Origin of the sequence: Streptomyces sp. NPDC047014 (genome assembly GCF_040644195.1) — a bacterium.
Taxonomy (GTDB): domain Bacteria; phylum Actinomycetota; class Actinomycetes; order Streptomycetales; family Streptomycetaceae; genus Streptomyces.
The window spans coordinates 61,845-87,509 of record NZ_JBEYVX010000007.1; the positions used below are offsets into that span (position 1 = coordinate 61,845).

Annotated in this window: 22 protein-coding genes and 1 pseudogene; 15 read left to right on the plus strand and 8 right to left on the minus strand. The window is 69.1% G+C overall.

Features of this window, described 5'->3' with window-relative positions:
* Positions 1-1,033 precede the first annotated feature (1,033 nt).
* Positions 1,034-1,858: pseudogene (locus ABZ873_RS06830) on the plus strand (IS5 family transposase).
* Positions 1,859-2,003: 145 nt separating this feature from the next.
* Here the strand turns inward: ABZ873_RS06830 and ABZ873_RS06835 are convergent.
* Entirely contained in the window at positions 2,004-2,342 is a 339-nt protein-coding gene (locus tag ABZ873_RS06835) for a hypothetical protein (protein WP_360866292.1), read from the minus strand.
* Between the two features lie 681 nt (positions 2,343-3,023).
* Here ABZ873_RS06835 and ABZ873_RS06840 point away from each other — a divergent pair.
* Positions 3,024-3,326: a hypothetical protein gene (locus tag ABZ873_RS06840; RefSeq protein WP_360866296.1), complete on the plus strand. Its 303-nt coding sequence runs from the start codon at positions 3,024-3,026 to the stop codon at positions 3,324-3,326.
* A 230-nt stretch (positions 3,327-3,556) separates the two neighbouring features.
* Here ABZ873_RS06840 and ABZ873_RS06845 read toward each other — a convergent pair whose 3' ends face one another.
* Positions 3,557-4,777: a ParB/RepB/Spo0J family partition protein gene (locus tag ABZ873_RS06845; RefSeq protein ID WP_360866299.1), complete on the minus strand. Its 1,221-nt coding sequence runs from the start codon at positions 4,775-4,777 to the stop codon at positions 3,557-3,559.
* Positions 4,774-5,922: a ParA family protein gene (locus ABZ873_RS06850; RefSeq protein WP_360866302.1), complete on the minus strand. Its 1,149-nt coding sequence runs from the start codon at positions 5,920-5,922 to the stop codon at positions 4,774-4,776. Before ABZ873_RS06850 ends, ABZ873_RS06845 begins: the two co-directional genes overlap by 4 nt.
* An 809-nt stretch (positions 5,923-6,731) precedes the next feature.
* Between ABZ873_RS06850 and ABZ873_RS06855 the strand changes: the two genes are divergently transcribed.
* The 5 genes from ABZ873_RS06855 to ABZ873_RS06875 all read left to right on the plus strand — a co-directional run bounded on the left by ABZ873_RS06855 (position 6,732) and on the right by ABZ873_RS06875 (position 11,605).
* Positions 6,732-7,982: a GNAT family N-acetyltransferase gene (locus tag ABZ873_RS06855; RefSeq protein WP_360866669.1), complete on the plus strand. Its 1,251-nt coding sequence runs from the start codon at positions 6,732-6,734 to the stop codon at positions 7,980-7,982.
* 161 nt (positions 7,983-8,143) lie between these two features.
* Entirely contained in the window at positions 8,144-8,938 is a 795-nt protein-coding gene (locus tag ABZ873_RS06860) for a hypothetical protein (protein ID WP_360866305.1), read from the plus strand.
* Positions 8,939-9,302: 364 nt separating this feature from the next.
* On the plus strand, positions 9,303-9,548 hold the full coding sequence (locus ABZ873_RS06865; protein WP_360866309.1) for a hypothetical protein: 246 nt from the start codon (positions 9,303-9,305) through the stop codon (positions 9,546-9,548).
* 471 nt (positions 9,549-10,019) lie between these two features.
* Positions 10,020-10,955, plus strand: a complete 936-nt coding sequence (locus tag ABZ873_RS06870) for a class I SAM-dependent methyltransferase (protein ID WP_360866312.1) — start codon at positions 10,020-10,022, stop codon at positions 10,953-10,955.
* Between the two features lie 170 nt (positions 10,956-11,125).
* The gene (locus tag ABZ873_RS06875) at positions 11,126-11,605 is read left to right on the plus strand and encodes a hypothetical protein (RefSeq protein ID WP_360866315.1); all 480 of its coding nucleotides are present in this window, start codon (positions 11,126-11,128) and stop codon (positions 11,603-11,605) included.
* 193 nt (positions 11,606-11,798) lie between these two features.
* Here ABZ873_RS06875 and ABZ873_RS06880 read toward each other — a convergent pair whose 3' ends face one another.
* Entirely contained in the window at positions 11,799-12,302 is a 504-nt protein-coding gene (locus tag ABZ873_RS06880; protein ID WP_360866318.1) for a hypothetical protein, read from the minus strand.
* On the minus strand, positions 12,289-14,259 hold the full coding sequence (locus ABZ873_RS06885) for a polymorphic toxin-type HINT domain-containing protein (RefSeq protein ID WP_360866321.1): 1,971 nt from the start codon (positions 14,257-14,259) through the stop codon (positions 12,289-12,291). The genes ABZ873_RS06880 and ABZ873_RS06885 overlap by 14 nt, the downstream gene beginning before the upstream one ends.
* A 529-nt stretch (positions 14,260-14,788) precedes the next feature.
* On the opposite strand from ABZ873_RS06885, the gene ABZ873_RS06890 reads away from it, so the two are divergent.
* Together ABZ873_RS06890 and ABZ873_RS06895 are read left to right on the plus strand one after the other, a co-directional pair.
* Complete coding sequence (locus ABZ873_RS06890; protein WP_360866324.1) at positions 14,789-16,897, plus strand: transcriptional regulator; 2,109 nt, start codon at positions 14,789-14,791, stop codon at positions 16,895-16,897.
* A gap of 50 nt (positions 16,898-16,947) precedes the next feature.
* Positions 16,948-17,499, plus strand: a complete 552-nt coding sequence (locus ABZ873_RS06895) for an XRE family transcriptional regulator (protein WP_360866327.1) — start codon at positions 16,948-16,950, stop codon at positions 17,497-17,499.
* Positions 17,500-17,548: 49 nt separating this feature from the next.
* Here ABZ873_RS06895 and ABZ873_RS06900 read toward each other — a convergent pair whose 3' ends face one another.
* The gene (locus ABZ873_RS06900; RefSeq protein WP_360866329.1) at positions 17,549-18,535 is read right to left on the minus strand and encodes an alpha/beta hydrolase; all 987 of its coding nucleotides are present in this window, start codon (positions 18,533-18,535) and stop codon (positions 17,549-17,551) included.
* A gap of 159 nt (positions 18,536-18,694) precedes the next feature.
* On the opposite strand from ABZ873_RS06900, the gene ABZ873_RS06905 reads away from it, so the two are divergent.
* The 5 genes from ABZ873_RS06905 to ABZ873_RS06925 all read left to right on the plus strand — a co-directional run bounded on the left by ABZ873_RS06905 (position 18,695) and on the right by ABZ873_RS06925 (position 22,698).
* Positions 18,695-19,339: a helix-turn-helix transcriptional regulator gene (locus tag ABZ873_RS06905; RefSeq protein WP_360866332.1), complete on the plus strand. Its 645-nt coding sequence runs from the start codon at positions 18,695-18,697 to the stop codon at positions 19,337-19,339.
* A gap of 108 nt (positions 19,340-19,447) precedes the next feature.
* Positions 19,448-20,305: an alpha/beta hydrolase gene (locus ABZ873_RS06910; RefSeq protein ID WP_360866335.1), complete on the plus strand. Its 858-nt coding sequence runs from the start codon at positions 19,448-19,450 to the stop codon at positions 20,303-20,305.
* Between the two features lie 129 nt (positions 20,306-20,434).
* A complete protein-coding gene (locus tag ABZ873_RS06915; RefSeq protein ID WP_360866338.1) occupies positions 20,435-21,259 on the plus strand; it encodes a class I SAM-dependent methyltransferase in 825 nt (274 codons plus the stop codon).
* Positions 21,256-22,131 carry an alpha/beta hydrolase gene (locus tag ABZ873_RS06920; protein ID WP_360866341.1) on the plus strand — a complete coding sequence of 292 codons (876 nt, stop codon included), beginning with the start codon at positions 21,256-21,258 and terminating at the stop codon, positions 22,129-22,131. Before ABZ873_RS06915 ends, ABZ873_RS06920 begins: the two co-directional genes overlap by 4 nt.
* Positions 22,132-22,179: 48 nt before the next feature.
* Positions 22,180-22,698 carry a proline dehydrogenase gene (locus ABZ873_RS06925; protein WP_360866344.1) on the plus strand — a complete coding sequence of 173 codons (519 nt, stop codon included), beginning with the start codon at positions 22,180-22,182 and terminating at the stop codon, positions 22,696-22,698.
* Positions 22,699-22,862: 164 nt separating this feature from the next.
* On the opposite strand, the gene ABZ873_RS06930 is transcribed toward ABZ873_RS06925, so the two are convergent.
* Entirely contained in the window at positions 22,863-23,321 is a 459-nt protein-coding gene (locus ABZ873_RS06930) for a hypothetical protein (RefSeq protein WP_360866347.1), read from the minus strand.
* 613 nt (positions 23,322-23,934) lie between these two features.
* On the opposite strand from ABZ873_RS06930, the gene ABZ873_RS06935 reads away from it, so the two are divergent.
* On the plus strand, positions 23,935-24,516 hold the full coding sequence (locus ABZ873_RS06935; protein ID WP_360866350.1) for a maleylpyruvate isomerase N-terminal domain-containing protein: 582 nt from the start codon (positions 23,935-23,937) through the stop codon (positions 24,514-24,516).
* 234 nt (positions 24,517-24,750) lie between these two features.
* On the opposite strand, the gene ABZ873_RS06940 is transcribed toward ABZ873_RS06935, so the two are convergent.
* Positions 24,751-25,596 (minus strand): endo alpha-1,4 polygalactosaminidase, encoded by an 846-nt coding sequence (locus ABZ873_RS06940; protein WP_360866353.1) that lies wholly within the window; start codon positions 25,594-25,596, stop codon positions 24,751-24,753.
* Positions 25,597-25,665: the final 69 nt, after the last annotated feature.

The following is a 25,665-nucleotide window of genomic DNA, read 5'->3' on the forward strand; positions in this document are numbered from 1 at the left end:
GCTCAGCTGCTCCGCCGAGCTTGTTCCGGGCTGGCCCTGCTGGAGTCGGGTGCCTTGTCCTCGACCACGATTACCTAGACCAACTTTGAGGAGTCGCTACACAGCTAATCGCCACAGTCAGCGGCATGCCAGGACGTCTGGTCGCGGGGCCCGTTCCGAACGGGTAGGTGATGCGTCCGGCGAAGGCCCCGAGGACGCACGGCCTCTGTGGGCGACCGTCCATGGATGTCCAGGAGTTCCGTTTCATCAAGCCGGAGACCGCCCGAGCCTGCTTTCACCAAGGCGCCTCACCGGCCAACTACGGCAAGGCCGAGACGCGGGAGTGTGACGGGTCAGCCTGAGGCTCACCCTTCTTTTGCTCGACCAGGACCGTGACCGTCGGGTGGTCGAGGGGACTCTGACGTGATCGAAAGGTCGAGTACCTGTCGAAGGATCGGGGAGGCATCCCCGGCGTGGCTATGGTCCTCCCACCCGGGCGCTGGCCCCGGACAACGTGCGGGGGGGCCCGTCGGAACTGGATTCTGGTGGTCCTCCCAAGCTTCGGCTCTCGCCCGATTACACGCGGCTGATCTCTGTCGGCCGGCATCCCGCTGCGATGCCGACAGGACCGTATGGGTGGGGGAGTTGGTAAGAGGGCACTCGGACCAGGCCGTTCAGGGGTGGTGCCTGACCAGGAACCGTGGAGCCTTGGGGGCGGCAGACACCAGGCTCTACGCAGCAGACTTTTGACCGCGGTCAAAAGTTCCTCACCCCAGCCTGATGCTGGGAAGCGAGAAGAGGTGGACCCTTCCACGATCGAGCTGGTCACGTCTCGTCGTGCCGGCCGAGACACCGATCAGCAGTAGGCCAGGAGAAGGTCCGCTCTACCGCCCGCCGCTTGGACTGGGCCTGAAGACTGGGAATGTTGGGACCAATGGAGATCGGACGACGCTCAACCCGACGCTCGCAGAGATATGCCCGAACTCGTCACCAGCAACTAGGACTTGTCCGGCCGGTCATGTGACTGCTCCGTGCCCGAGTCGTTTCTGTGGGCATGGGGCGGGGTGATCTGACGGATACCGAGTGGGAACGGCTGCGCTCGTTCCTGCCTGTCAGCAACGGGCGTTGTGGCAGGTGGCGGGATCATCGGCAGGTGATCGACGGGATTCTGCACCGGGTGCGGACCGGAGTGCAGTGGCGGGATCTGCCCGAACGGTTTGGGCCGTGGAAGACCGTCTACGAACGCCACCGGCTGTGGTCGGCCGACGGGACCTGGGAACGTCTGCTTCAGCAGGTTCAGGCCGCGGCCGACGCCGCATGTGAGATCGACTGGGACATCTCGGTGGACTCCACCGTCGTCCGTGCGCATCAGCATGCGGCCGGCGTCCGCACCGACCCTCCGCCGGCTCCAGGGTCAAAGGGGGCCACAGGGATGGAACACCAGGGCGAGACGCCGTGGCAGAGTCTCGCCGCCCGCCTGGTGGAGGTGGTGCGGGAGGTGAGGGGCTGGGCCGCTCGCGCGGCGGGTTCACCAGCAAGTTCCACCTGAGCGCGGACGGCCGCTGCCGTCCACTGTCCCTGATCATCACACCAGGTCAGCGGGCAGACTGCAGTCCTGGAGAAGATCCGCGTCCCCCGCGTCGGACTGGGAAGGCCCCGCAGGAAGCCGGACAGCCAGGCGGCCCGCCTGCGCAAAGGCGCACACGGTGGACGGCCGCCCGGCTTTGACGAGGACCGCTACAAGAAGCGCAACACCGTCGAGCGGGCGATCAACCGCATGAAGCAGTTCCGTGCGGTCGCCACTCGCTACGACAGACGCGGCTACGTCTTCCTCGGCACGGCAACCGTCGCGGCCCTTGTCACCTGGCTCCGCACATGATGGGTCGGGGTCGAACGGTCACTCTCTCGTTGTTCGTTCAAAGCGAGGGCAGGCCATGCTCGTAGCCCTCAACCTCGTAGTGCTTGAGCATGCGTGACACCCGTTCCCGGACCGGCCCCCGCAGGTAGGGGATGGCGTTCTCCAGCTACGGCTTCGCATCAAGCAGGCACTCCAGAACCTGAAAATAGACGGCGCCTCGCCGATGCTCGCTGGAGTCGGCGTAGACGTCCTCCACGAAGCCGAAGCATCGCTGCAGCAGGTCGTCGTCCGACTCCGCACGTTCCAGAGCCGGCTGGAGAACCGGCCTCGTCAGGAGGTCAAGCAGGTTCCCGTACAGATCGAGCCCCGTTTCGACCGTCGGCGGCGCTTCATCCTGCCGAAGCCCGTACTTCTCCTCGACCAGACGCCTGGTCTCGGGAACGCGGTCGACCAGCAGAGTCAGGACATCATCGTCATCGACCACCGCGTCGTCTATCCCCGTCACACGACGACGATAGGGCATCGTCCAGCCGCCAGGCTTGTGTAAATCGAAGCACGCACGGCTGCACCCACCTACACACATGATCGCCCGGACAGTTCCTAGCACCACCGGCTGCCTCACTGGCCGGTCGTCGTGCGCAGTCACTACCGACCTTTGACCGCGGTCAAAGGTCGTCCCGGACGAGACCGAGCTGGCAACGGCGGCTCGGCGGGCACACAAACAATCGCTGTCTCCGTGAGCATCACAGGATGGCATTGTCACCGTCCTAGGTGGACGCCTTTGCGGCAGCGTCTGGCCAACGTTCCCCGAAGGTCCGAGAGGAAGTCGCTCCTCTGGCGACCCACGACCCGAACCCGTGGTGGAGGGGCGTAGCTACCGGCTGAGCATTGCGACCCCGATGGAGTCATGCGATCAGGGGGAACCTTGACGCAGCACCGACACAACCCGACTCGCCATGACCTCATGCCCTCCGTCGGCCGGATGACCAAAGTGAGCTGGCGTCGTAGGTCAAGGGGGAGGGGACTGGCGGGTCGGGCGCGACTCACCGGTCGTGCTGAATCGTCAGTACACCGCCGCGAAAGAGGGGCGCGTTCGAGGTGCTTCCCTGGATGGCTTGCCCCGGCGGCGTTGGCGTGGTTGGACACGCTGGGAAAGGCTTATCCGAGTGCCGGTCTTGGGGGACGCGTGGGACGCAGCAAGCTGCCCGTGGCGAATGCGGGCACCAGCGATCTCTGTCTCTTCATTGAGCCGTACGGAGAAGACTTCCATCTGCGGCCGGGGGAGGTCTTCACAGTCGCGCCTGAAGACGAGGGGATCGATGTCTGGTTCTCCACCCTCGTCTGGGAGGGAGGCATCACCGTGTGGCCCTATGAGGACGGAGACCCGAGCAAGGTAGTCCTGGAGTGCGCAGTGACTGACGCCGACGGCACACGGCTGGAGTGCGGCCACCAGAGGCCCTCGAAGCCTGTCAGCTCTGATTCTGGCTGAGTGGGGTCGAGCCTCGCGGTCACTGAGTCACGAGACATCCTGCAGCAGGACGGTGCCCAGCTTGGTCTGGGCGATGCCGCCAGCATATGAGCGCATCCGGGCCGCTCTGAGGGCGCCTTTGCCTGGATGAGGAACCTCCGTGACTGCTGTTCGGAGGGCGACGGCCTTCAGCATGCCGTCCAGGCCGTCGCCATCATCCGCAAGCTTGTCCTTCGCAGGGACAACGCCCCTTAGGCGTGGGCTTCGAGGAGCCTTTCCAGGAGTACGGTTCGCTGGTTTTCGTCCATCTTCTCGAAGACCAGGTCCGCGACAGCGCTGCCGTCGTGCCAAGGCACCCGCGGCATCCTGCGGAGATCCACGAGGAAGTCGTTGGCGTCCGAGGTCTCTGGAGCAGCTTCCTCCTCGATGGCCGGAGCGGATGGCGTCGGCTGTGGGGGAGTGGGAGAGGTGTCGGCTTGAGGGCCAGGCGGCTCCGTGGCCGGCGATGGGGTAGGTGTTTCGTGGGTTTTGGGGGCCGTGGGGGCCGACGGGGGAGCGGGGGAAGTTTTGACCGCGGTCAAAGGTTCCGCTGCCGTGGGAGTCAGCTGATCGGCGCCGGGGGAGGGGGAGGGGAGAACAACCGGAGGCTGGGCGCGGGGGAGGGTTTCCACCTCCGGCTGCGCTGCCGCTCGTAGAATCGCCTGCTGCTCCTGCCGGGTACGGCTCTCCTGCTCCTTGTTGGACTTGAGAAGTGCAAGCAGGCCGGCCGGACCGAGCGTGGGCTGGTCCCGGAGCGCGCGGGCCAGAGTCCTGCCGTCGCGTTCGGGCATGTCCCCGGAGCTCAGCATGGCCTGGATCGCGTCCGGGAGCTCCAGCAGCGCCAGCTGGTGCGTGACCCAGGAGGGTGACTTGCCGAGTCGTTCGGCGGCACGCGACTTCGATCCGAACTCCTTCTCCTCGGCGCAGATGGCCACCAGCTGCGCCACGCCGCGGGCCCGTTCGATGACGTCGAAGTCTTCCCGGTCGAGGTTCTCGGCGAGGAGGTAGTGGACGAAGTCCTCGCGGGTCTTGGCGAGGTCGTCGCGAATGACGAAGTCGAGGCTTTCGAGCCCGACATGACGGGCGCTGCGGTAGCGCCGCTCGCCGTTGACGAGGACGTGGTGCGATGCCCCGATGTGCTCTTCGTGCGTGGGCCAGAGTGCCAGGTAGGCGCTCCGTGTGACCGCGACACAGGCCGTGACCTGTGCGACCCGCAGTTCTTCACCGAAGCGGGTGCGCTCCTCGTCGGTGCCGAAGTTGCGGCGGGGGTTGAGGGGGGTGGGAGCGACCTCATCGAGGTGGAGCTTGACGAGTTCGTAGGCGGGGATGTCGCCCTGAGCCAATGCCTTGGCCCGTCCCCGCTCGCTGCGTTCGCTCGGCCGGCGGGCGCTGGAGAAGGATGCGCTGCTGCCCAGGAGGTCTTTCTTGCTCACTTCGTCAGTGCCTTCTTCAGATTGCGCATGGCGATGGCCTGTTCGGAGTCGGGTGCGTACTCAAGGAGGGGGCGCTTCAGGCGTACGGCCTCGCGCTGCTCCTTGACGTCGGGGATGACCGCGAGGACGGGCGGGTCTCCGAACTCCTGCCACGATTCGAGTGATGAGGTGGCGATGAAGCCCTTGCGGGCGTCGTACAGGTTGACAACGAACCCCAGCTGTGTCACCTGGACGTCCAGGTCGTCCTCCATGTCCTCGATCTGCTCAAGGAGCAGGTCGTAGGCGTCGGCGGAGGTGTCTTCGGCCTGGACGACGACGACGAGGCCGGAGGCGTGGGAGTCCTCGCCGTCGCGGGTCCGCGCGAAGTACAGCGCGGTGTCCATGGTGTACCCGAGGCTGGGAGGGCAGTCGACGACGATGTAGTCGAAGTCCTTCTCCAGGTCCTCGACCGCCTTTTCGAGGGCGGTCTCCTTGACCCGTACGTTGCGTGTGGTGGCGAGTTTCGCGTCGAGGAGGAAGGCGTCCTTGCACGCGGGGAGGAGGAAGAGCCGGCCCATGAAGGCGTCGTAGTCGACGGGGATGAGGAGGTCGCGGACGCTGCCGTCGGCTTCGCCGAGCATGTACTTCGCGAGGCTGGGCTCCTTGATGCCCAGGTGCTCCTGGCCCAGGTGCTTGGTGAGGTGGCCCTGCGGGTCGAAGTCGATGACGCAGACGCGGGCGCCCGCCTCGGCCAGCGACTCGGCCAGGCCGGCGCTGACCGCGCTCTTGCCGACCCCGCCCTTCTGGTTGCACACGACGAAGCGGCGGCACTGGGCGGGCCGGACGAGCTTCGGCATGCTGTGGGTGTCCAGCCAGAGCCGGATGGACTGGGCGAGCCCCTGGTTGTAGGCGACGGAGCGGGACTTGCAGTCCTTCTTGAACTCGTCGTACAGGCCGGCGGGGAGGTAGGTCGCGAAGGAGGAGCCGCCGGAGGTGTCCACCGGGGTGGCCGATGCGCTCTGGCGCCAGGCGTGGATGCCTTCGGTGACGGCGTCTTGGATGTCCACGCTGAGCTGGGCTGCGCGGACCTTGAGTTCCTGACGCAGGGCCAAAGGCAGCTTGGCGACTACCTTTTCCCTGTCGGAGGGGTCGTAAGGGGCGGTCATGGCGGTTACCTTACTCGCTTCGGGCTTTGCGGCAAGCATCACACGCAGGTGATTCGCCCTGATCTGTATAGATCGGCACCCTGGTGCTGTCTCGCTGTGAGGCTGGGGCCACGAGAGCAAGTCCGTCCGGCTATGCGCGCCAGTGGGAGCAGAAGGACCTCCTGCTCGCGGATCGGCTCGTTGCCGGTCGGCCCTCGACCGCTACTCAGTCGGGCAGAACCGAGATGGGCTTCCCCGCCGGCTGGGCGCGCAAGGAAGCGCGGGGCGGCTCGCCTTCCGCCCCGGATGACGGCGAGACCATCGACGGGATGGCTGTCGTGCCTGTCGTTGTGGGGACGGGGCGCGCAGCCCGACGCTCCCGAGGGCCTGGCGGTGGTGGGGGAGGGGGAGCGCGTGACCGGTGCCGATGAGTATCAGGAGCTCGGCTAGGTGGGGGCGGTACCGTCCCCACGGCCTCGGCCATCTCGCATGCGGGAGCGGCTGCCTCCGGCTGGGCTACTCCAGTCGCGCAGGTTCTGTTTCAGTTCGGACCAGCTCAGCCACGCCGGACGCTGTCGGGTCGCGAGGATCGTGCTGGGCATACCCGGCCCCGCAGGGATGTTCCGCGTACACCGCGCCGCCGGATTCCGGGGACGGGTCGATGTCGCCGGGGTGGGGGTTCCGGCCGAAGTGTGCGCGTGCCGTGTCGGTGCCCTCCGCGACTGCCGCCGCCGTGAAGGCGGTGGTTGCGGCGATCAAGGGCGTAGCCCGGTTCCGAGAAAAACTTGTTGGCGGGGAGGGGCGGGTGGTGTCACTGTCGGGCTGTGACCATGATCGAAAACAACTCCTCGACCCAAGGCGACCCCGCGGCCGTTCCGTTGGCGCACGGCCTTGTCCTGCGTCAGGCGCGGCCCGAAGATCTTGACCAGATCGGTGCGCTGCTTTCCGAGCGCGGTGAGCCGGACGACGCCGTCGACCACCGCCTGGTGGTCGGCGACCCCGACGCCGGCCTGTCCTCCTGCGCCGTGGTCGTCGACGGCGACCGGGTGGTGTCCACCGCGACGCTCCTCGACGAGGAGGTACGCATCGGGGGAGTCCGCCTGCCCGCCGGCCAGGTGGAACTGGTCGCGACCGACAGCGAGTACGAAGGACGCGGGCTCGTCAGGGCCCTCATGAACTGGGCCCACGAGCGTTCCGCCGCCCGCGGGCACGTCGTCCAGGCGATGATCGGGATCCCGTACTTCTACCGGCTGTTCGGCTACGAGTACGCCATCGACATCCCGCAGACGCTGAACGTGAAGGCCGTGCCCACCGCCGCCGATGAGGCGGCGACGCTCCGTGCCGCCCGGCCCTCCGACATCCCCGCCATGGCCGCCCTGCAAGCCTCGGCCCAGAGCGGGTTCGACGTGAGCATGCCGCACTCGGAGGCGTGCTGGCGCTGGCTCCTGGACCACGAGTCGAGCAACCTCGTCGTGCTCGAACGTGCCGGTACGGTCGTCGCCACCGCGCGCACCACTCCGCCCGGCGACGAGGTCCTCCTCGCGGAGGCCGCGGCACGCGACGAGGCGGCGGCACGCGACCTCCTGCATCACGTCGCCGCCCTGTCACCCGGCGACGACATACAGGTCGTGCACCGGGCGGGCACCGTCACGGGCGACGCGTGGCAGGAGTTCACCGAGCACGAGCCGCGCGGGGGAGCGGAGCAGTACTACCTCCGCGTCCCGGATGCCGCGGTCCTGCTCGACAGGCTGCGCCCGCTGTTCCGGCAGCGCCTCACCGCCGCCGGGATCGACCGCACCGGCCGCGACATCGTCATCTCCACCTTCGGCGCCCACCACCGGATCCCGGTTCTCGCCGACGGGCTCGGCGAGGTCGTCACCGGCGGCCCGATGCAGTCGCCGGGATCCGCGCGAGGCGCGGGGGTCGCCCCCGACCACCTGGCCGCCCTGCTGTTCGGCCCGCACGGAATGGAGGGGCTGAGCCGGTTCCGCCCCGACGTCTACGCGGCGGACGAGGAACTGTTCCAGGCACTCTTCCCGCCGCTCACGGCCGACGTGCTCAGTTTCTACATGCCGTACTAGGGAGCGTCCTTGCGCATCTGTTGCCGTTTGGCGGCGGCCGGTCCTGCGGGCCACCACGGGCTGCCCTGGGGGCGCTGACGTGTCAGCCTGCCGTTAGCGGTAGCTTTCCCAGAATCGAAACGAGGAATGACGCCAGGTCACACCCCGGAGGTCGAATACGGATGGTCTCTCCCCAGATACTTCGCGGCGACGGCGCCGAGGCGGTGCTCCACGCGGACGGTATTCGGCTGGTCGGCCGCGGCTCCCGTACGGAGATCCCGTTCGCGGTGGTTCAGGGGGCCGGGACCGAGGGTGGGCGGGACGTCGAGATCGTGCTGACGGACGGGGTCGTGTACCGGGTCGACGGCGGGAACGCGACCGCAGCCACCGCGTTCGTCACCGCACTGACCGCCGCTCTGCCCGAGCAGCGGGACCCGGGCGGGAGTACCCGGGTGACGGTCACCTCTGTGGAGCAGCCTCCGGAGGCCGAGAGCCGGGACAGGTCGAGGCCGGCGGACTACGCGTCACTGACGATCCTCGGCACCCTTGTTCTGGTGTATCTCGGGTACGCGATCTGGACCGGCGTCACGCGCGGGTCGGAAGTGAAGTTCGTGATGGCCGGTGTGATCCCGTTCTTCACCGGCCTGATCACGCTGCTCTTCGCGGCGGAGGAGGTGCGGCTCCAGCTCCCGCTCAGGGAGCGCGGGATCACCGTGGTCGCACGGCTCGACTTCAGGGCGAAGGGCGGGGCCGCCTGGTACAAGTACACCGACGCCGACGGCGTCGAGCACAGCCACCGGAGCAGGTTCCGCGGCCCGCAGCCCCCGCTCGCCTACGACCCGCGGAGACCCGGAAGGGCCTCCACGGATCTGGTGTGGAGCCGCGTGCTGACCAAGGTCATCACCCGCGCCACAGCTGGACTGCTGCTCCTCCTGGCCGGCGGTGCGTTGGCGCTGATGCCGCTCGTGCCGAGCTGAGCAGGTTCCGGGCACGAGCGCGCGTCCGCTCGTGCCCGATCCGTGCGCGCTGTACCTCGCGTCGGTGATCCGTCGGGCCGTACCTGCCGATCGGCTGGTACGACCCCTATCCCGCGGGGCCGCGGCAGCGGCTGGAGGGCGGTGATCCGGCGGTTCAAGACCGGTGAGCAGCGGCGGGAGATGTCGAGGGAGTCGGCGCTTGGTCCATTGTCCACAACCGCTTCGGTCTCCTTCGCCGCAGGGCCCGTACGGCTCCTCGACACCTCGTGACGGCACCGGCGGCCGCGCGGCCGCCGGTGGTCCGGGCGGGCAGGTCAGCCTCCGGGTGGCCGGGGCCGCGGGCGCGCCCGTATAGGGCGTCATCGTGTTGGCCCTGAACGTCATCGTCACCAACCCGACCGGGGCCAGCCACCTCATCGTGCACCCCCACGGAGTTACACGGCCGGGCGTCGCCAACCTCAGCTACACGGCCGAGCAGACCGTCGCCCACCTGGTTGTCGTCCCCCGGCCGATCACCCGATCGGCCGGGTCTCTCAGCATTGCCGCGGCGTGCGCCACCGAGAAGCCGGGGCACGCGTGCGCCGCCTTCCGGGACCACCCGGGGGAGTGAGGCGAGGTGCGCGCCAGGGCCGTGCGCCGAGGTCTTCGTACGCCGTCATCTCGCCCGCGAAGCGCCTTCGGTCGACGCCAGCTCACCCAGGCCCTTGCAGGTACACGTTCACACCCGGGTCGCGGCCCCGATCAACCGAGGCGTACACATCGCCACCCCCACTCCGCGTTGCGTGGTCACCGACCGCGTCCGTATGGGGGAGCCGAGTGAGCTCGCAGAAGCGCTGCCGCCGGGCGTTCATGTCGCAGGCTCTACGGAGTGAGATGCCTCTGTCGTCCCACACTGCTGCCGAACGACTCGACCGAGCGGCCGCGCCGCGGGACGGAGTTCCAAGGGTCCACATGGGGCGGGCAGGAAGCACAAGTTGATCGCGCTCACGTCTCGTCACACGTCCCCCCAGCCCTTAGGGTTCCGGTACCCGGCCGGGTATCAGCGCGAATCCGATGCCACTCCGCTGGAGGATGACTCTCCGTGTCGCACGTTCCCCATGCTTCCGTCACGACCCCCGACGGTGAGCCGGCCCCGCTCGTCCCCACCACGTACGGCGAGGTCAAAGGCTGGTTCTCGGCGTACGACCAGGTGCTCTTCGACTGGTTCCTGACCCGCCAGAACAGCGACGAGGGGCGGCCGGGCGATCTGCTGGAGCTCGGCGCGTTCATGGGGAAGAGCGCGATCTTCCTCGGGCGGTACCTCCGCCCCGGCGAGGAGTTCACCGTCTGCGACCTCTTCGACTCGCCCGCGACGGACGACTTCAACAGCGCGGAGAACCTCAGCTCATACCCCACCCTCACCCGGCGCGGCTTCGAGACGAACTACCTGGCCTTCCACGAGACGCTGCCGACGCTGATCCAGGCCCCCACCTCGGTCGTCGCGGACCGGGTGAAGCCGGGCAGCTGCCGCTTCGTGCACATCGACGCCTCGCACCTCTACGAGCACGTCGTCACGGACATCGCGTCCTCGCGTCTGGTCGCCACCCCGGACGCGGTCGTGGTCTTCGACGACTACCGCTCCGAGCACTGCCCCGGCGTCGCCGCCGCCGTCTGGACCGCCGTGGTCACCGGCGAACTGCGCCCCATCTGCGTCTCGGCCTCGAAGCTCTACGCGACCTGGGGCGACCCGGCGCCCCACCAGGCGGCCCTGCGCACCTGGCTGGAGCAGCGCGCCGACCTCTGGCACGGCGTGGACGTCATCGACGGCCGCCCCCTGGTCCGCATCGGCGACCAGGGCGTCGTCCCCCCGGCGCCCCCGCAGCCGCTCCATCCTGCACCCCCGGCGGAACCGGCGCCGGCCCCCGCGCCGGCCGCCGCCCGCAGACCTGGCGCCCGCTGGCGCAAACTGGCCAAGGACCTGCTCCCGCCGGTGGTCACCCGCGCCATCGTCGCCCGCAACCGCCGCCGCAGGGGCTGACATCGGGAGCCCGACCTCACGCCCCGGACCGGTACCGGCCCCGGGGGTGAGGTCGGCAGGAGCTGCACCCGAGGGGAACAGTTCGTGGAGCGCGCGCCCCTACGCCGGCCGCGCACGGCAGAATCTGCCATGAGGAGCAAGCGCCCGGCTGGCAGGGGAGAAGCACAGGCATGGCTGACGACGAACGCGAAGACCCGCGCGAGGTGGCCCGCCTGCGCTATCACCTCTACGTCGAAGCGCTGCGCGCCAGAATGCCCCAGCCCCCCTTCGAACTCCTCATGACGATCCTCCGGCTGTGGCTGGAGAACGGCGGTGGCACCGCCAGCCTCCAGCTGGACGACGAGGAGAAGGCCCTCTTCACCGCCGAGGTCAGGCAAGAACTCCTGACCCTGATGGGCCTGATCGGCGCCACACAGCCTGGCCACGAGGACCGCGCGGACCATGTCGTCGTACCGCTCGGCGACGGCGAACACGTCAAGGGCGCCATGACCCTGGTCCCCGCGGACATCGCCGCGGACCCCGACCAACTACGCTCCCGCCTCGCCGACCTCGACGCACAACAGCGGCAACGGACCCACGACCACAAGGAAGTCGAGGCGATAGCCCGCGCCTCCGGAATGCGTGCGGCCGACCCTGACGGTGGCCCCTGAGCGTGGGTGTTCCCGGGCCGGCCCTGGCCCAGCCGGCCGGCTTCTGCCTGCTCCTCGGCGGTGTTCAGGCGAGCGATCTCGTCAGCGCATGCGTCCGTGTGAGGCACCGGCATGCGGCAGCGACCTCATGAACAGCTGGGTCGCCGCGACTGGCCTGGCCGTCAGGCCCATCTGAACCCAGCGACATCCAACCTCATCCATCGGTGGCGCCGGTCAATCTTTCTGCCGCCACTCGACGAATCCTCTTCGTTCTTCCCTGCTCAGCCATAGTTGACAGAATGCGGCGATCTGTGACGGATTCCACGATTCTGAGCTGCAGCCAGTCGGACCAGCCTTCCAGTGCCGTTTTGTCTACACGCGGTACGGAAGGGGCTGAGAGGGATTCGAGAGTCTCCAGTTCTCTCGCCCGAACCGCGGAGAACGGACGAACTGACGGGTGCAGCATCTCGACCCACTCTGCTCGCGTCGAGGGGTCCAGGTGCTCCAGCATCATAACGACAATTGCCGAGGCGATGGGGGCGTCAGGCTCAATCTCGACCGCGCGGCGCAGATTATCCACTGCCCCCGCCTTGAGGGAAATCCGGCGATAGATATCCCACCTGGCATGTCCATCCCGCCAAGAGGGAAGGTCATCTCCAAGTGCCTCGGCGAGCTCTTTGATCAGAGCCTCCAGGGTCTCGCGATCAGCAGCCACCATTGGCCTTAAATTTTGCCATCGAGGCGCGAATGTTACCCCGAATTGACTTGATGTTGTCGTCGACGACCTTCTGTTGGTTTTTCGAGAGTGCTGGGTCGTCCTTCAGCGGCTTTCCGTTCTGCCCGATTCGAACCTCAGTGCCGTGTCCTTTTACATGTGCATGTGGTGGAGCGTGATCATTTGAGTAGATTTGAATGGTAACCCCTTCCTGATTCACGATCGTGCCGACACCGGGGTAGTCATCGTTATGCGCCAGAACCGGTACGGTTCCCGCCAGCACGTAGTACGAGTGAATGCCGTCGACGGTCAGGTCGTACGTCGCTTGGATCTGTTCGTATTGACTGACGTCGAGGACTTCGACCGGCCCACCCGTAGCTGTTCGCAGCTTACTTCCGGAGCGTATGTCGCCTGCCTTTGCCCAACGTTTCTGGTCGGCGAGCCAGAAGGGATGGGTGTCCGTGGCCGTGATCACTGCGGGGCCAGGTGCTGCCAGGGTCAGGCGGGTGAAGTTCTTGTCTCCGGTCGTGGTAATTGTCGCCGCGACCGGTCGCGCAGCGGTAAGCCCAGTCTCGGGGTCGGTCGCGAGGACTTGGTCGCCGATGTGAATGTCCTCGATGGCCCGGTGGGTTCCGTTTCCGAGGAGAACTGGCGTGCCCGGTGGGAAGCTATGGGCCGGCGCACATTCCTTGTTCTGCCTGCCGCGCTGGACTCGTGCGACGAGCTTGTCCACATCGGCCGCTACGAGTGCGTGAGCGTCGATCACGGCGTTGGCCCGAGAGGAGAACCGGACGGTGACCGTTCCGCCGGTGCTGTTCGCCTGGGCTTGAGCTCGGGCTTTGTACTTTGCGTCGACGGTGGCGAAGACCGGACCGGCTTCCGGAACGGAACAGGCGAGGGTGCCGGATGTCGTGTTCCCGGTGACCGTGAAGGTACCCGGCTGGCTGGTGCACGAGCCGGCGGGTTGGCCGTCGATGGTCACGCTCGCGCTCATGGTGGCTGTGACCTTGCCACCGGTGAGGCGTGTCTTGGCGGAGGCGCTCACCGTCCCCTTGAACGTCTCCTGGATCGAGCAGCCATCGCTGCCGCATTGGAGATTGCCGGCGGAGTCGAGCTGGAAGTCGATGCCACCGTCCACGGCCCCGACGAGCTGCTTGGTGTAGCCCTCCAAGGTGTCGTACGTCTGCTTGACCTGATCATCGGCCAGGGGCAGGAGGTCGATCCCGGTGGAGCCGTCGGTGACTGATCCTTTGAGCGGACCGGCGGTGACAACCGGCGGAACAGCCTGCGGCGACTTCGTCTTCTTGATCTGATCGATCACCTCGTGCGGGCTGACCAGTTCCAGGCGCAGCACTCGGTACGGTGCGTCTTTCGACACCACGAGACGACCTGCCGACGTGTCAACCCGCAGTGCCGGCACCCCACCCGCGGTGACGCTGGGCAGGCCCGGATCCTTCGAATCCGGGAAGCGCTTGACCTCGTTCAGTGCATCTTGAAGCTGAAAGGCCAGTTCAGCTGGGGACACGTACCGGTCGAGGATCGCGTTGTCGACCGCGTCACCCCCGAGCTTCTCGATCGTCCACTTGCCAGTGCCCTTGTTCACCGGGTCCTTCTGCGACCTGGTGTAGGTGGTGCCGTTCACCCGGAGCACGTCGCTGGTCAGATCTTCCAGTTTGCCGCCGAAGCCAAGGCTGCCGAACTGGTCGCCGAATGCGGTAACGGTGACGTCTCGCTGAGTGGTGCCGATCCACTCGGTGGCCTTGTACCGCAGGGCCTGAGCCTCTGCCAGGCTGTCGATGGCCTGCTCAAACGGCTCGCGATTGCCTTTTGGGCCTGCCTCGGGAGAGTCCGATGCGGTCAGCCAGACAGTCACCCCCACCAGGAGTGCGAGAACCAAGAAGCCGATGCCGCCGAGCAGTAGGAGTCTTCGGCTCGGACGACGGACGCGTGGCTGGTTCACACCGTCGGATGGTGGCTGATCTTGTATGAAGCCTGGTTCTGTCACGACTCCCCCATCGCACAGTCCTCACCGGCGGCAGCCTCGGCAACCGTGATGCCGTCTCTGCACTCAGATCTGTAGCAGCCCGCGAAAATCGCACGATCGCAGAAAACCCTGGCCTTTTGCAGTCAATGCCGTCTGATTGTCCGGATCCGATCCAACTCTGCCTCCGACCGCGTAGGTCGGGTGGAAGCGTCGACCGATTTCCGCGTCTTCCCGGCCGGGAGCGGCTGGCCGAGGTCCACCTCCGCCTCCAGCCGGACGAGCTCCCCCTCGCGAACCCTGCCCCGCAGTTCCCGGGCAGTACTCGTGCCGGGCGTAGTACAGGCATCAGTCAGCCCAGCTTCCAGGTGGAAAGGACTCACCACAACGCAGCGTTACGGAAGCAGGATCAGCCAACTCCTGTGCTCGTCGGCCAACACCCCAGCAAGGTTAAATCCAGGGGGTAATCGATACCGAATCCAGGGCTAAAGCATGCTACGGTCGGCTCATGCCGACTCAGGATGAGCTGTTCGCGGCCGTGGATGCCCTGTTGACCGGGGAGCCCGAGATGCCGCCGCCCGCGGAGCGGGCCCGGCTGCGGGAGGCGGCCGGGGTTACTCAGGTGCGGCTCGCGCAAGTCCTGCAGTCGACGACGCAGTCGGTGAAGAACTGGGAGGCGGGGCGGTCCGAGCCGAGGCCGCCGCGCCGGCAGGCGTACCAGCGGCTGCTCGAAGGGTGGGCCGCCCAGTACCCCGCCGCACCGGCGGAGCCCGAGGTGCCGGAGGCACCGGAGGAGCCCGAAGAATCCTCCGCCCAGCCCGCCCAGCCCGCCCCGCCGGCGCCGCCGCCCGCGCCCGCGCCCGCTCCGGCCGACGCCGCCGACACCGCCCCCCGCCCAACACCCGCCCCGCGCCGTCCCGCCGCGCGGACGGCCCCCGCCCCTGCTCCCGCCCCCGCCGACCCCCGCTTCCCGCACGGCCCCCTCGTCGTCCTCGACGGCGACGGCGCCGCCTACGCTGCCGACGGGATCGTGCTGGACTGCCCGGCCACCACCGTCATCGAGCTGGTGGAGTGGACCCTCAAGGAGTCCGGTCTCGGCGCGCCCCGCCTCCACCGCAACGGCAAGGACTCCGACCCCCTCGTCGTCCTCACCGCCTCCGCCGCCGTGAAGCTCGGACTGCCGGAGCATCTGGAGGGCCGTGAGGAGCGGCGTTCGCTGCGCCTGGCGGAGGACCACCCTGTCGTACGGCAGATCGCGAAGGCCCGCTGGCAGCTCACCCAGCGCGGCTTCGGCCCGTGGGCGCGCGTCTACCGCAAGGCCCAGGGGAGCGCGCGGCAGTGCGTACAGCTCGCGATCCTGTCCTGGGACGCGCTCGACACGCGCTCCTGGCCCGGTGTCGCCGCCCTGCACCCCGCCGACATCGCCCGCGTCCTCAGCGTCTACGCCCAGCGGGTCATCACCCCGCGCGGCTCCACCGCCGTGTCCGGGCTGGAGCTGATGACCGCGATGCGCCCGCCCACCCGCGCCGTGCAGGAGGACGGGGCCTGGGTGTCGGGCCACAACCCCGGCAGCCTCGGCTCGGAGCCGGTGGACCCGGCGCCTCCGGAGGCCATCGCCGAGCACCCCGTGGTCGTGAACTCCGGCTGGACGGGCGGCTTCCTCAACGAGGAGGCGTACCAGTGGGTCCGCGACCCCGCCCTGCTCTCCGACGAGGAGTGCCTGCTCCCGTACGCGGTCGGCCTGGACCTGAACACCGCGTTCCTCGCGGCCGCCGCCCGTCTGACGGTCGGCCTCTCCGCCCCCGACCACTTCCACCGGCCGGTGTTCAACAAGAAGATCCCCGGCTCCTGGCTCGCGGACCTCTCCCACATCGACCTCGACCCCCGCCTGCCGTCCCCCTTCACCCCCGACGGCACCCGCCCGGGCGGGCCGGCCTGGTACCAGACCCACACCCTCGCCTACGCCCAGGAACTCGGCCAGGAGGTCCACCCCGTCGAGGCGTACCTGCGCCGCGAGACCGGCGCGTACCTCGACCCGTGGCACGACCGCCTCAAGACCGCGTACATGGACACCCTCGCCGACCTCGGTGTCACCGCCGAGCTCACCGACGCCGACTTCCTCGCCGCGATGGAGGTCCACAAGCGGACCGACCCGGCCATGGCCGCGGTGCTCGCCGCGATCAAGGCCACGGTCAAGGGCGGCATCGGCAAACTCCGCGAGCGTCCCCAGGGCCGTACCTACCGCGACGGCGAATCCTGGCCCGCCATGATGCGCCCGACCTGGCGCCCCGACATCCGCGCCGCCGTCATCTCCAAGGCCCGCGTCAACATGCACCGCAAACTCACCAACATGGTGAAACTGACCGGCCGGTACCCCCTCGCGGTCCTCTCCGACTGCGTGGTCTATCCTTCGCCGGGCGCCTCCCCGCTGGACTTCCTCCCGTACGCCGCCTCCGGCAAGCCCCTGATGGGCGCGTTCCGGCTCGGCCCGAACCCCGGCCTGGCGAAACTGGAAGGCGTACAGGAGATGTCCTGGGCCGTCGACCTGATGGAGAAGGGCCTCAACCCCGCCCGCCACATCAAGGGCGGCGACGCCGTTCTCGACGAGGGCGAGTAGCGGGGATGCCGACCCCGACCCACCACCCCGTGCCGAGGAGCTGAACCGCTGTGGGAGAGATCGAGGACGCGATCGTCCGCGCCGACCAGGAGGCGTTCACCAGGGAGCCGCCCAAGACGGTGAGGGGCCGCATCAACTTCCTCCTGAAGCACCTCAGCCCCAAGGAGATCGGTCAGGAGGTCGGCGTCACCGCGGACTCCGTGAACCGTTACCGCCGCGGAGTACGCAAGAACCCGCCCCCGCAGGTCGCCGCGAAGATCGACGAGGCGGTACGGGCCCGCTGGCAGCCGATGGTCCGCAGGCGGCGCCGCCAGGAGGCCGCGACCAGTACGGGGATCACCGTCGAGACCCGCGCCCGGTTCGGCTACACGGCCCCCGTCGGCACCACGGACGACGGCCGCGTGCGCCGCCTCACCGTCCACCTCCCGGCCTCCTACGCCCAGCGCCTCTTCGACGCCCGCGCCGAGGGCGCCGCCGACCGGGACCTGCGCGCGATCGTCGCCGAGGGGCTGCAGGAGATCTACTTCAAGGACGGCGGCACCCGCGCGGACGAGCTCCGGGTCGAGTTCACGGACATCGACTACTTCGACGTCTCCTTCTGACCCGGGCGGGCGCCGGAAGGCCACCCTCACCTCTCGTGAGCCGCCTGATTCACCCCTGGAGTGTGGCGAGCCATTCGGTGAGCAGGCTGTTGACCTCGTCGGGGCGTTCCTGCTGGATCCAGTGGCCGCAGCCGTCCAGGAGGTGGGAGGCGGACAGGGCGGGGAGGGTGGTGGGGTACGCGTCGATGGCGTCGGCCATCCAGGTGGTGGAGGCGTCCAGTGCGCCACCGACGAACAGGGCGGGCTGGTGGATCGGGGCTCCGCGATAGGGGGCGAGGTCTTCCCAGTCGCGGTCCATGTTGCGGTAGCGGTTGAGGGCGCCGGTCAGGCCGGTGCGCTCGAACTCCCCGGCGTAGAGGTCGAGTTCCTCCTCGCTCAACCAGGCCGGGAGCGGGCCGGCGGGGAAGCGGTCGCGCAGTCGGCAGCCCGGGGTGACGAAGTGCGGGTCGGGCTCGCCCTGGGCAGGCATGGTGTCGGCGGACAGGGCCGCGTAGAAGCCCGCGAGCCAGCCCCGGACGTCGGGCTCGATCTCCGCCTCGGCGCGGCCGGGCTCCTGGAAGTAGGAGACGTAGAACTCCTGCTCGGGGCCGCCGATCCGGCCGAAGATGTCGGTGGGGCGGGGGCCGCCGGGTGGCGCGTACGGGACGCTCAGCAGGCCGACCGCGCGGAAGACTTCGGGGTGGAGCAGGGCGGAGGCGGCGGCGATGTTGGCCCCCCAGTCGTGGCCGACGATCACCGCGCTCTCCTCGCCGAGGGCGCGCACGACGGCGACGTTGTCCTCCACCAGGTCCAGCATGCGGTAGGCGTCGGTCGCCGCGGGCTTGGAGGAGCGGCCGTAGCCGCGTACGTCGATCGCCACGGCCCGGTACCCGGCCGCGGCGAGGGCCGGGAGCTGGCGGCGCCAGGAGTACCAGGACTCGGGGAAGCCGTGCACGAGCAGGACCAGCGGGCCGGTGCCCTGCTCGACCAGGTGCAGACGCCCGGCCGGGGCCTCGACGGTGCGGTGGCGGAGGGCGGTGGTCGGCTCGGATTGCATGGGGACTTCTCCTCGGTTCGCGGGCGGCCGGCGTGTACCCGTCGATCATGCGGTGGGGCGGCCACTCGGCGCGATCGGCGTTGCCATTCTGGCAAGCTTGCAGGTCAGTACGGACAGGGACGTGGAGCAGGCACGGCGGGAAGGAACGGGACGGGGACGGTGGCAGGTGACGAGGTGGCCCAGACCCTGGCAGCGATCGGGCCGCGGCTGCGGGGCGTGCGCGAGCGCCGTGGCGTCACACTCGTCGATATCAGCCGCGCGACCGGCATCTCGCCCAGCACGCTGTCGCGGATCGAGACCGGTCGGCGCAAGCCCACCCTGGAGGTGGTGCTGCAACTGGCGAAGGAATACGGAGTCGCCCTGGACGAGCTGGCCGGCGGCGCACCCGTCCCGGCCCCCGTCCCCGCGGACGCGCCCCGCAGCCCGGCGCCGCACAGCTTCGGTGACGACAAGGCGGTGCTGCCGCTGACCCGGTACGTCGGAGGCATGCACGCCCACAAGCACGTCCTGCCCGCCGTCGCGGAGCCGCCCGGGCGGCCGTCCCGGCAGGTGTCCCACGAGGGTTACGCGTGGCTGTGCGTCCTGTACGGGCGGCTGCGGCTCGCACTCGGCAGCCAGGACCTCGTGCTGACCGCCGGGGACGTCATCGAGTTCGACACCCGCATCCCTCACGGAGTCGCGAACGCCGGATCGGACGGACCGGTGGAGTATCTGATCATGTTCGGGCCCCAGGGAGAACGCCTGCGGCTGCGCACCCCTCCAGCGGCCGGTCGCGGGACCGGTGCCACAAAGGCTGCTGAATGAGCAGCCTTCCATCTTCCAGTCCTTCCACTCCTTCCAGTCCTTCTACTCCCTTCCTGCCCAGGATTGTGGTCAGAATGGTGGGAACGATCTATCAAGTGGGAGGTCGGAATGCCGAGAATCGAGCTGTCGTCCGGACCGATCGACTACCAGGACACCGGCGGCGACGGGCCCGTGCTGGTGTTCGGCCACGGTATGCCGATGAACGAGACCCAGTGGCGCAAGGTGGTCCCGATGCTCGGCGGATACCGCTGCGTCCTGCCCACGTTGCCCCTGGGCGGTCACCGTCAGCCGATGCACCCGGACGCCGACCTGTCCCAGCGCGGTGTCGCCCGGCTCCTGGGAGAGTTCATCGAGAGGCTCGGTCTGGGCGAGGTGACCCTCGTACTCAATGACTGGGGCGGCGGCCAGTTCCTGGTGCTGGACGGGCAGGACCAGCACATCGCGCGCATGGTGCTGGTGGCGTGCGAGGCTTTCGACAACTTTCCTCCGGGGCCGGCCAAGGCCATGGCGCAGGTGTGCAGGATTCCCGGCGCCGTCTGGCTCCTGACACGACTCATGCGGCTTCCGTTGGTCCGTCACAGCCGGGGCGGATACGGCGGGATGAGCCTGCGGGGTATCCCCGACGAGATCATGGACGACTGGTTCGCCCCCGCCACCCGCAGCAGAGCCATCCGCAGGGACTTCGTCAAATTCGCCACCGGAGCACCTGACCGCAAGACCCTGCTCGCCTGGAGCGAGCGACTGCGTGAGTTCGACCGCCCGGTACTGGTCGTCTGGGCGACCGAGGACCGTTTGATGCCGCGTGAGCACGGCCCCCGGCTGGCCGCGCTGTACCCGCAGGGCCGGCTGATCGAGATCGCCGACTCGTCCACCCTCATTCCCGAGGACCAGCCCGAACGACTCGCCCACGTACTGACCGACTTCCTGATCCACACCGGAGCAGAGCCGGTCCGCCACGCCTCCTGAGCGCGGGGGCGGTAGGCGGATCGGGCAGTCGCTGCGGCGCTCGACCACGAGAGGCCAAGGGAATTGAAGTTCCGTCGTCGCCGCCTTAGGCTTACTTAGGTAAGCCTAACTTCGAGGGTGCGGGGGCAGATGGCCAGGGAGAGCGTGCGGCTGGGCGCCGTGCAGGAGACGCTGCTGATCCCGCTGTACGGGCGCGCACTTGACGCGCAGGCCCGCCGCCCCGTCCTCGGAGACGTCGAGGCACCGAAAATGGTCGAGCGCATCGACTACGACTTCGCGAAGTTCCGCGGGCCCTCGCTCGGCGGCTCCGTGCTGCGCAGTGCGATCTTCGACGGGTGGGTGCGCCGGTTCCTCACCGAGCACCCCGACGGCACGGTGGTCGAACTCGGCGCCGGACTCGGAACCCGTTCGCGCCGCCTCGACAACGGCCGGGCGCACTGGTTCGACCTCGACCTGCCGGACACGGTGGAGTTGCGACGGCGGTTCCTGACCGACTCCGCCCGGACCACGACCCTCGCGGCCTCCGTGCTGGACACCGACTGGTTCGAGCGGGTGGCGGAGAGCCCCGGACCGTACTTCTTCGTCAGCGAGGCTGTCCTCCTCTACCTCGACGAGGGCCAGGTCCGCTCCGTCATCCAGGCTCTGGCGAACCGCTTCCCCGGAGCCGGACTGAGCTTCGACACCGGCGGCGGCGCCATGATGCGCAACCAGGAACGCAACCCGGTGTTCAAGGCCGTCGACGCCCGTATGACATGGACCTGCGACGACCCGAAAGCCCTGGAACGCTGGGGGCTGAGACTGCGCGAGAGCAGGACGTTCGCGACCCCGCAGCCGGAGGTGGGCCGGAGCTGGCCATGGCGCCATCGCTACGGCATGCCCCTGCTGGCACGTCTGGTCCCGCCGGCCGTCAACACGTACCGGATGAACCTCTTCACTCTGGAGACCGCCCGATGACCGCCTCGGTCGACCGCGCACACATCCAGGGCACCCCCGAATGGGTGCCTCTGCCGGACGGCCGACGCCTCTACGCGACGGTCCTGCCCGGCGAACGGCCGGACGGACCGACCGTCGTGTTCGAGGCCGGGGCCGGCGCGGGCCGCTCCTCGTGGGCTCTGGTGCAGCCGGGCATCGCGCCCCATGCCCGGGCCATCGCCTACGACCGTTCCGGGCTGGGCCGCAGCGCCCCCGATCCGGCCGACCGCACCCTGACGCGCATGGCCGCCGACCTGGGCGCGCTGCTCGACCACTTCGGCCCCGGGCCCTTCGTCCTGGTCGGGCACAGCGCGGGCGGCCCGCTGGTCCGGCTCGCCGCCGCACGCGGGCCCGAACGTATCGTCGGCCTGGTCCTGGTGGACCCCACGGACGAGGCCGCCGACGTACTCTTCGGCAGCCGGTTCCGTCGGCTGGAGCGGATGGCCCTGGGCCTCGGCAGCACCCTCGCCGCCCTCGGGCTGCTGCGGCCGCTGTTCCGCGGCCAGCTCGCCCGGCTCCCCGAGGACGCCCGCCGGGACATGGCCCGAGAGGGCTTCACGACCGGCGTGCTGCGCACCCAGCGACGCCAGGCCCGCACCTATCTGGACGAGCTGGCCACGTGGCGCGACACACCCCCGAGCACCGGTGACGTCCCGGTCACGGTGATCTCCGGCGGCCTCCCCGGGGACGGCATGGACAGCGCCATGCGCGCCGCGGCGAACGCCTCTCATGCCCTCCGCGCGGGCCGGGCAGCAAAGGGCCGGCATGTCGTAGCGGCGAAATCGGGCCATTACGTCCCGCTGACCGACCCCGAGGTGGTCGTCCGCGAGATCCTGGCCCTCCTGCCCGGCTGAGCCGAGGAAACAAGAACACAAAAACACAGCAAGGGCAGACTGGGTCGCATGGACTCAGGACTCGCTGCCCTGCTGGGCGCTGCTGTCGGCTCCGCCACCACCCTCGGAGCCGCCCTCGTCAACGGCCGTACGCAGGCCCGCTCCCAGCACGCCCAATGGAGCCGCCAGCACCGCCGCGACGCGTACGCCGGCTACCTCCGCGCCCTCCACGAACGCGACATCGCCATGGATACCGTCCTGGACGCCCTGCGCACGGATCAGCCCGACCTGCCGGACGTCGATGAGCGGATAGGCCGCTTCGTCACCCTGGCCCGCGAGGTCCACCGCGCTTGCGAAGTCGTCATCCTGGAAGGCCCCGCCCCTCTCGCGGACGCGGCGGAACGCGTCACCCACGCGTCGGCAGACCTCGCCGAGGTCATGCGCCGGATGGCGGAGAACGCCCGCGCGGGGGACACCACCCACAGGGCCGCGGACACCGCGCTCGGCGTGGAACGCGAGCGCCACCTCTACGAGGCGGTCAAACACTTCCGCACGGCGGCCCGCAACGCCATCGACAGGACCCGCTGACCCTCCGGCTCCGGGCCCAGCTCGGTCCACCACCGAGGCCATGCATCTGGAGCACGCGCGGCATGACCCCGCTTGCGACCGCCGCCCGCTCTCGTCCGCCGTGCAGCTGACGTGGGGGAGGGGGTGGTGAGGGGCGACGACTCCGGGGACCGCTGGACGGCCGGTCAGTACCGGAGCAGTACTCCGCGCCAGGTCCAGCCCGCGTTGAGGACCACCGTGCGCAGGGGATCCCGTACATCCCGCGTGTCGAACCGGAGCGTCTCCACCTTGTGCCGGCGGCCATCCGCACCGCGCCGGAACTCCCACTCCCGGTACACCTTGTGGCCGCCGCGTCCGTACTGCTGGCCGGACTCGTGCGACGGCTCCCACCGTTCCTCCAGCACACGCACTTCGTGCTTCGCCGGTACGAGGCGCATGCGCGTCCTGAGCGTCAGCCTCGCCCTGGGGATCCTGCACTCCGCCACCAGGTCGGCCTTCTCCTTGGCGAAGGCTTCGCGCACGCTGAACGGTACGTCTCGGGCGTTGAGTTCGAGCAACGCTGCGCGGAGCTCCAGAGCGGGCAGGGGTGCGACGCTGCTGTCGGGGTACCTGGTGCCGGTCCATTTGTCCCAGAGGCGCACCATCCTCAGACCCCCGTCCCGGTGGCGGTCAACGCCGGCCGGATCCCCGGTCGCCTTACAGCCCGCATCGCGGTCCAAGTCCACTGCCATGCCATGCCATGTCCAGATTCCCCCGATTGGCTGTTGATCATATGCGTAGCAGCTGTGTACTGCTGTGATCGGCCGCGGCCCTACTGCGGGGCCATGGCAGAAGATCAGTCCTCTATGGAAGTGGACCGTGGCGTGGAGTTTTCGGTCACCGGGACGGTCACGCCTTCGCCCAGAGGCGCAGCCTCCGGCCGGCGGCCATGTCGAGCCGGGTGAGTTCCTGTTGGACACCCTTGCCGGGGAGTCGGGGAAGAGGCCGGTTGGCACCTGCGCCGGCTACGGCGCCTGCTCGGGGTGGCTGCGTGGACCGGCGACGACGGCGACGGCACACGGCGGGAGGCCGACTACCTCATTGAGGTCGACGCCGACTTGGACCACCCCACCCTGGAGTGGTCCACGCACACCGCCTACTGCTGGTTCGGGCCCGACGGTCAGCCGGTCGCTGGGTGCGACGCGGAGGAGCAGAAGCTCCAGGGGCAGTTCACCCTGGCGAACTCCAGCTCCCAAGCCGCAGCATTAGCATCGCGGGATGCGCTACATGGACAACCGAGACCTCGACGAAGCCGTGGCCGAGATGGCGGGGGCGCTCGGCACGTACGACGCGCTGGACTGGTCGGTTCCGGCGGGTTCGCTGGAGTGGAGCTGCTGGACGACGGCCGCGCACATCGCGCACGACCTGCTGGCCTACGCCGGGCAGGTAGCGGCCCGCCCCACCGGGGCCTACCTCCCCTTCGACCTCGCCGTCCGCCCCGGCACCGCCCCGCGCGAGGTGCTTCAGGTGGTCACCGCCTGCGCAGGGCTGCTCAGCAGTGCTCTGGCCAAGGCCGATCCGGGGCTGCGGGCCTGGCACTGGGGGCCGTGCGATCGGGCCGGATTCGCGGCGATGGGTGTCGCTGAAATCCTCCTGCACACCTACGACATCACCCAGGGGCTGGGCGTGCCGTGGCTGCCGCCAGCACCGTTGTCGGCGAAGGTGCTCCGCCGTCTCTTTCCCGACGCCCCGCCCGGCGAGGACCCGGTCCAGGTCCTCCTCTGGTGCACCGGCCGCGCCGAGCTGGACGACCGCCCCCGCCGCGCCTCATGGAGCTGGCAAGCAGCTGTGTCTGACTGATCGGTCCACAGGGGCAACGAGCGGCCCAGAATGAGCCCGATGCCCAGCCCGACCTGCCGGAACTGGCCCGCCGCCCTTGGTGAGCACGCCGCAGGCCGTACGGTGGCGCCTGCTCCCGCTGACTGGAGCAGCGTCGGCCGCCGGCGGCCGGGCGGGCACGGCGGCCACCGCCGACCAGTGGCCTCTCCCGCCGGTGGGGGGCGGGCGGGCGGGAGAGGCCGGTTCTGGTGGGGGTCAGCAGGTGCGGAAGCGGTATGCCTTGGAGCCGGGAGCCGTCACGTCCAGGTCGCGCTGGACGATGGAGAGCTTCGAGCCCCAGGCCGAGCACGCCTTGTTGTAACCGGAGTTCTCGTACTCGATGACGAACACGCGGTTCTCGTACGCCTTCGCGAAGTCGCCGCACTCGTCGTACTGGCCGCACTCCTCGGCGACCGCGAAGTCGAAGCCGATTTTCTTCCGCTCAGGAAGCAATTCGGCGGTGTTCTTCTGGCCGATGGCCAGGCCCGCCGCGTGGGCGCGGTCGGCGAGCAGCTTCGCGAAGGCGGCGTTGTTCGCCTTCGTCAGGCGGCCGCCGGAGCGGGAGAAGGAGTCCAGGTTGTCCGGCTCGACGGCCTGGTACCCGCTGCGGGCACAGCCGGTGACCCAGTCGCCCACGACCTTGGCCAGCCGGGTGCGCTTGTCGGCCGTCGAGGTGTCGAGCAGGGCCTCGCCCCAGTCCTCGTCGACGACCGGGCGCTTGGCGGAGTCGCGCAGGACGAGGTCGGGGTGGTTCTTCTGCCACCAGCTCAGGGCGTCGGGCTGGGCCTGGAAGGCATTGATGTAACAGACGTTGTACATCCCGGCCGCGGGCGCGGCGGAACGGTCGCGGGAGACCGCGCTCACGCCCTTCGGCGGCGTGTAGGGGGCGCCGATCTGGTAGTCGAAGGTCATGTTCGCCGAGGGGAGGCGGGGCGCGGCGGCCTGGCCGGCGGAGGCCGGGGAGAGCAGCAGGCCCGCTCCGGCGGCGACGACGACGCCCGCGACACCGGCCGCCAGGGTGGTCTTGCGGCGCAGGAAGGGGGTGGTGGAATGTTTCGGCACACGTTCTCCTGTGCGAGGTGCGATGAGGTGTTCGCATCCTCCGGGAGGGATCGTGAGGATTCGATGAGG